This window comes from Nonomuraea lactucae (genome assembly GCF_003313395.1).
GTDB lineage: Bacteria > Actinomycetota > Actinomycetes > Streptosporangiales > Streptosporangiaceae > Nonomuraea > Nonomuraea lactucae.
The window spans coordinates 1-5,607 of the sequence record NZ_QNFZ01000825.1 but is presented as its reverse complement, the minus strand read 5'-3'; the positions used below and the strand labels follow the sequence as shown (position 1 = coordinate 5,607).

At 73.0% G+C, this 5,607-nt stretch carries 6 protein-coding genes; 2 read left to right on the top strand and 4 right to left on the bottom strand.

Annotated elements, in window-relative coordinates:
* Window positions 1-1,834, top strand: a 1,834-nt coding sequence (locus DQW85_RS28725; RefSeq protein ID WP_162795453.1) for a hypothetical protein, incomplete at its 5' end; no start/stop codon positions are given.
* On the opposite strand, the gene mptB is transcribed toward DQW85_RS28725, so the two are convergent.
* From mptB to DQW85_RS28710, 3 genes are all read right to left on the bottom strand, one after another.
* Window positions 1,716-3,314 carry a polyprenol phosphomannose-dependent alpha 1,6 mannosyltransferase MptB gene (gene mptB / locus DQW85_RS28720; protein ID WP_205315485.1) on the bottom strand — a complete coding sequence of 533 codons (1,599 nt, stop codon included), beginning with the start codon at window positions 3,312-3,314 and terminating at the stop codon, window positions 1,716-1,718. The two genes, DQW85_RS28725 and mptB, sit on opposite strands and share 119 nt — an antisense overlap.
* A gap of 139 nt (window positions 3,315-3,453) precedes the next feature.
* Entirely contained in the window at window positions 3,454-4,236 is a 783-nt protein-coding gene (locus DQW85_RS28715) for a glycosyltransferase family 2 protein (RefSeq protein WP_113702993.1), read from the bottom strand.
* Window positions 4,233-4,580 carry an STAS domain-containing protein gene (locus DQW85_RS28710; protein ID WP_113702992.1) on the bottom strand — a complete coding sequence of 116 codons (348 nt, stop codon included), beginning with the start codon at window positions 4,578-4,580 and terminating at the stop codon, window positions 4,233-4,235. The genes DQW85_RS28715 and DQW85_RS28710 overlap by 4 nt, the downstream gene beginning before the upstream one ends.
* A 189-nt stretch (window positions 4,581-4,769) precedes the next feature.
* Between DQW85_RS28710 and DQW85_RS28705 the strand changes: the two genes are divergently transcribed.
* Complete coding sequence (locus DQW85_RS28705; protein ID WP_109524910.1) at window positions 4,770-5,168, top strand: hypothetical protein; 399 nt, start codon at window positions 4,770-4,772, stop codon at window positions 5,166-5,168.
* Window positions 5,169-5,211: 43 nt separating this feature from the next.
* On the opposite strand, the gene DQW85_RS28700 is transcribed toward DQW85_RS28705, so the two are convergent.
* A partial coding sequence (locus DQW85_RS28700) for a sensor histidine kinase (protein WP_162795452.1) occupies window positions 5,212-5,607 on the bottom strand: 396 nt, incomplete at its 5' end.

The window sequence follows — 5,607 nt, the reverse complement described above, 5'->3', positions numbered from 1 at the left end:
CGGCCGGGTGGCCGCCATCGGCCCGGGCGCCGCGCTCGCCGCCGCCGACGGGTCCGGACATGTCGCCAGATACGCCGACAGTGTGGAAGCCCTTCCCGATCTCACCCCGTACCACCTGATCGTCCTGGAGGCGCCCGAGCTGGCCACCGCCTGGACCGCCCGCCCACTGGACGAGTACGGCGTGCCCACGCCCATGCCCACGGCCACCAGGCGGGCGGCGGCAGAGGGGGCGGACCGCCGCGTGGGCGCGCTCCTGGGCAGGCTGCCGGGCGGCACGACCGTCCTGGTGGCGGGCGTCTCCGACGTCACCCCGAACCCCCACCTGCACCTCGCCCTGGCCACCGGCCCATCGCCCGGCGGAGAGCCGTACCGGCACGGCCACCTCACCGCGACCTCCACCCGCCAGGACGCCCTGGTGACGATCAACGACGTGACGGCCACCGCCGTCGCCGCCCTGGGCCTGGAACAGCCGCGCGAGATGGTCGGGCGGAGCTGGCAGAACGGCGGATCCGCGCCGGCCACCCCGGCCGCCACGGTCGCCGAGCTCGTGGACGCCGACCTGGCCAGCCAGGTGCTGCGTGAGGTGCGCGGGCCGTTCTTCGCCGTGTTCGTGACGGTGGTGTTGCTGTTCTACGCCTTCGCCGCGCTGACCCTGCGCCGCCGGCGGGGCGCGCGGGCCCCCGTGGCCCCCGGCGGAGACAGCGCCCCCGGCGAGGACGGCACACCCGCGGACGACGACGCGCTCGTGGACGACGCGGGCGCGTCGGGGGTCCTGGTCACCGTGCAGGTCGTGGCCGTGCTCAGCGGCGCCATCGCCGTGTCCACGTTCCTGGCGCAGCTCGTGCCCTGGTGGACCCTGCCGGCCCCGATGCTGGCTGTGATCGTCACGATCCTCGCCATCGCGGGCCTGATCACCGGCCTGGCGTTCGCCGGGCCGTGGCGGGGTCACGTGATGGGCCCCCTGACCGTGGTCGCGGCCGTGACCTCGGTGTCCCTGCTCCTGGACGTGATGACCGGCTCCACCCTCCAGGTGAACGCCGTGACCGGCTACGAGCCCGTCACCGGGGGCAGGTTCTACGGCTTCAGCAACATCGCCTTCGCCATCTACTCGACGGGCACGATCCTCGCCCTGGCGGGAGTGTCCCAGTGGCTGCTCGGCCAGGGCGTGCGGAGGCCCGCCGTGGTGGCGGTCTGCGTGGGGTACGGCGGGTTCGCGATCTTCGCGGACGGGTGGCCGTCGTGGGGCGCCGACTTCGGCGGCGTGCCGGCCTTCGTGGTCGGCCTGGCGGTCTTCCTGATCCTGCTGTCCGGCCGCCGGGTCTCGGTGGTGAAGCTGCTCCTCGTGGGACTCGCCGGCGCCGCGCTGATCGGCGCCATCGCCGTCGTCGACTGGCTGCGCCCGGCAGCCCAGCGAACCCACCTGGGCACGTTCGTACAGCAGATCATCGACGGCCAGGCGCTGACCGTCGTCGGCCGCAAGTTCGGCGCGATGGTCGGCGTGACCGTCGGCAACTGGTCGCTCACCCTCCTGTCGCTGGTGGCCCTGGCCTTCCTGTTCCTGGTGCTCGACCGTCCGTCGCGCTGGGGCGCCTCGGCCCTCGGCCAGGCATACGCCCTCGCGCCGGCCCTCCGAGCCGGCCTGTTCGGCGCGCTGACCTGCGCGTTCATCGGGTTCCTGATGAACGACTCGGGGATCGCCATCCCCGCCATGGCCCTCACGGTGGCGGTGCCGCTGACGCTCGCGGCGTCCGTACGCGCCCTGCGGCTCGCCAGGCCCACCACACCAGCGCCGCGGTCAGCGCCAGCAGTGCCCATGGAACGACCTGAGGCCTGACGACGGTCCTGAGCCACTCGAGGTCCTCCGGCTGCCCCACGACACGCGCCGGGAGGTAGGCCAGGGACAGCACGAGCAGGTGCGCGACGAGGAACCCGTCGAGCGCCGTGGCCGCCACCAGCGCGAGCACCCCGAACGCCATCCCGTCGTACCAGGGCAGCACGTACGGCGTGGCGAACACGTACGCGCTGACCAGCACCACCGCCACCACCTCGGCCGAGAGCGCGCCGCAGAGCCGACCGGCCAGCCGGAACAGCGACCAGGCAACCACCACCAGAACGACCAGCGAGCCGATCTGGATCTCGGCGCGATACGCGCTCCCCTCGCCGACGACGGCCTGCAGCCACCCCTGGACGAGCTTCCAGAACGAGGCGTGCGAGACGGACTTGCTGGTGCGGGTCACCGGGCTGACGGCGTCGGCCCCGGCCAGGGCGTATCCGGCGACCACCACGGCCAGCGCGACCCCCGCCATCAGCGCCAGGCGACCCGGGCGGCGTCGCAGCTCCCAGGCGGGCCCGAGGGCGACCAGCCCGGCGTTGACCTTCACGGCCACGCCCAGGCCGAGAAGCAGCCCCGATACGGCCGGCCGGGCTCTGGCCAGGAGCGCGGCCACCATGCACGCTATGGCGAGCGTGTCGGCGTGCATGCCCGCGACGAGCTGGTAGAGCAGGAGCGGGTTCGCCGTCCACAGGAGCGCGCCCCGCAGGCGCCTGGCGGGATCGTCGCGGGTGAATCGGTCGATGAGCAGACCCGTGGCCACGAACGCGGCCGAGTTGACCAGGGCCAGCACGAACAGGGTGAGCTTGAGCGAGTCGCCGCCGATCCAGCTCGCCATGGCCTGCGCCGCCGTCGCGACGGGGCCGTACACGCTCGGCTCCTCGCGCCAGGGCTCCTCGACGGCGTCGGCGATGGGGTCGCCCGGCAGGTCGGTGGCACCGTGGGTGTAGGGGTTGACGCCCAGGACCACCATGCGCCCGTACGCGGCGTAGTTGAGGTGGTCGCCCGAGCCGGAGGGCGGCAGGAAGGCGAGGACCGCGGCGACCACGCACCCGAGCAGCACGAGCACCCGTGCGGCGGCCGCGCCCTCGCGAAGGGCGTCCGAGGCTCCCGTCGCTGTCTCGCGCCGAGTCTCGGGACTTGGCCGAGCCTCGGGACTTGGCCGGGCCTCGGGACTTGGCCGTGGGGGCACCTCGGCACGGGCTCCTGGGCGGACCTCGGCACGGGTGGCGGCGAGGGCGGCCAGCGTGCCGAGCCCGCCGAGGAGGATCGCGGCGGCGGCCAGGCCGACCACGAGTCGGGGATCGGGGCGCGCGTCCAGGGAGAACGGCGGGAGCCAGGCGGGCCCGCCCAGCGCGGGCACCATCGCGGACGGCCCGAGCAGGCCGATGGTGATCGTCAGCAGGACCGACCCGCCGATCGCCGCCGCGGCCGGCCCCGGCAGCCGGGTGGCGGGCCTCGCGCTCCGCGTCTCCGAAGTCATCCGCAAATTCCAGCACACCCCGGCCACACCCTGCCGCCGTAAGGCCACACGGCCGACCCTCCAGGTGCGTCCCCGTTCAGGTGCCTCAGCCCAGAGAAGGTGAGAAGCGTCGCTGTATGAGAGGTTTGCGCGGGGCGGATCAGCGGTTGGCGCGGAGTTTGTTGAGGTTTTGGGCGATCAGCGGCTCGCGGGTCGCCAGTGCCCGAGCCACGTCCCTGAGCTGCTTGGCGCGGTGGAGCTGGGCTCGCCAGTCGGTGCCGGTGGCGCGATGGCTCATCTCCACCTGGACCTCGACCACCCGGAAGCCCTTGCGCAGCAGGTCGATGGTCAGCGCGGTCTCCACGCCGAAGCCGTGGGCCAGGGGACGGGCCGCCTCGAAGGCGTCGCGGGTGAGGCAGCGCTGGCCGTTGAGCGGCTGCGCGGCCTCGAAGCCGGTGGCGCGCCGGATGCCCTCACGCGAGAGCTTGACGACCACGCCGTGGCCGCCCAGCTTGACCCGGGTGGCGAAAACGGCGATGGCCATGTCGGCCTTGCCTTCGCGGACCGGCGCGATCAGGGCGGCCGCCGCGCGGGCGGTCTCGCCGAGGTCGGCGTCCAGGAACAGTAAGTGGCGCGGCGTCTCGGCGTCGAGGAGGCGTACGGCCTCCGCGCCCGTCTCCATGGCGGCGGCCTTGCCGCGGTTGCGGCTGTGACGCACCACCCTGGCGCCCGCCGCCCGCGCCACCCTGCCGGTCTGGTCGGCGGAGCCGTCGTCGACGACCACGACCAGGTCGACGCCGGGCAGGGCCAGGGCGGCGGTGACGGTGGCGCCGATGCGATGGGCCTCGTCCTTGGCCGGGACGACGACGGCCGTGTCGCCCGCCGAGCCACCTGCCGAGCCACCCGCCGGGCCCTGCTCAGGGCCGTGCTCGCCAGCCGTCATGATCCCTCGGCGATGAGGAACTCCTGCGGCACCTCGTCATGCACGATGAACACCGAGTCGAGGCCGGTGACCTGCAGGATCTTGCGTACGGCCGGGCGCGGGGCGGCCACGTGCAGGGAGCCGCCGCGCTCCTTCATGCGTTTGAGCGCCGAAAGCAGGACGTTCATCCCCGTGGAGTCGCAGAAATCCACGCCGGACATGTCGATGACCACCTGGCTGGGCCCGTCCTGCAGCAGGCGGCTGAACTCCGACTGCAGGTGGGGTGCCGTATAGAGGTCGATTTCGCCGGTGACCGCAACGAGTGCATGGCCGGCATGTGATCGAGTCGAGACCTTGAGCTCCACATGGGCAGGCTAGCGGCGCGGAGCCTTCCGGTCACGTTGTCACGCCGAGAGGGTAAGCACCGGTTTTTGTCATCCGTTTGGGCTTCATGGGGACGGAGAGTACGCGAAGCTTGACACTGTGACACCGGCGCGGCCGGAACACTTCACCGAGAAGGAGGGGCTGGGCGAGACACGGGCCCGCTCAACGCGATGAACAGTGAACAACCCGAAGATCCTCAGCGGCAACGGCTCCGCGAGCACCTGGAGACCATTCTCATCCGCACCGACAAGGCGGCTTCCTGGCGTGAGGAGGCGAAGCGGCTGCGCGGCCTCGTCAACCACGAGGGCTTCGTCCCGGTCCGCACCCGGCTGGCCGTCGAGGACCTCGACTTCCTGACCGGCGCCCGCGAGGACCTGCTCGCGTTCGCCGAGCTCACCCTGCGGCTGCTCGACCTGCACCAGCCGCGCGACGCCGGCGGCATAACCAGCGACACCGCCCATCCGATCCTGCGCTGCCGCAGCTGCATGTGGCGCTGGCCCTGCCCGACGTTCCGCGCCATGTCCGAGGCCTTCGGCACGGCCTTCGCCCCACTGCCGGAGTCCGCCTGACCGCCACCCCTAGTCAGCCGAACACCTCATCCCGCCGGGCGGATCACCTCACGAGAGGGAGCCGGATCTCGAAACGGCACCCGGGCCCGTCGTTGACCACGCCGATCATCCCGTCGTGCGCCTCGACGATGCCCTGGGCGATCGCCAGGCCGAGCCCGGCTCCCCCGTCCCGGGTGGGGGTGCGGGCGCTCTCGCCCCTGAACGCCACCTCGAACACCCGCGGCAGGTCGTCCTCCGGAATGCCGCCGCAGCAGTCGGAGACCGACAGGCACGCCATCCCGGACTCGACCGCGGCCCGCAGCACGACGATCCGTTCGGAGGGCGTGTGCCGGATCGCGTTCACCACGAGGTTTCCGAGCGCCCGGCCGAGGGCTCCCGCGTCGGCCTCCACGGGCACGGCCTCGGCCGCCTCGGCGGCCAGGCGCACGCCCTTCGCGCG

Coding starts and splice junctions, on each gene's coding strand:
- DQW85_RS28715 (WP_113702993.1), bottom strand. CDS start 4,236: ATGACGGCTGGCGAGCACGGCCCTGAGCAGGGCCCGGCGGGTGGCTCG.
- DQW85_RS28705 (WP_109524910.1), top strand. CDS start 4,770: ATGAACAGTGAACAACCCGAAGATCCTCAGCGGCAACGGCTCCGCGAG.
- mptB (WP_205315485.1), bottom strand. CDS start 3,314: ATGACTTCGGAGACGCGGAGCGCGAGGCCCGCCACCCGGCTGCCGGGG.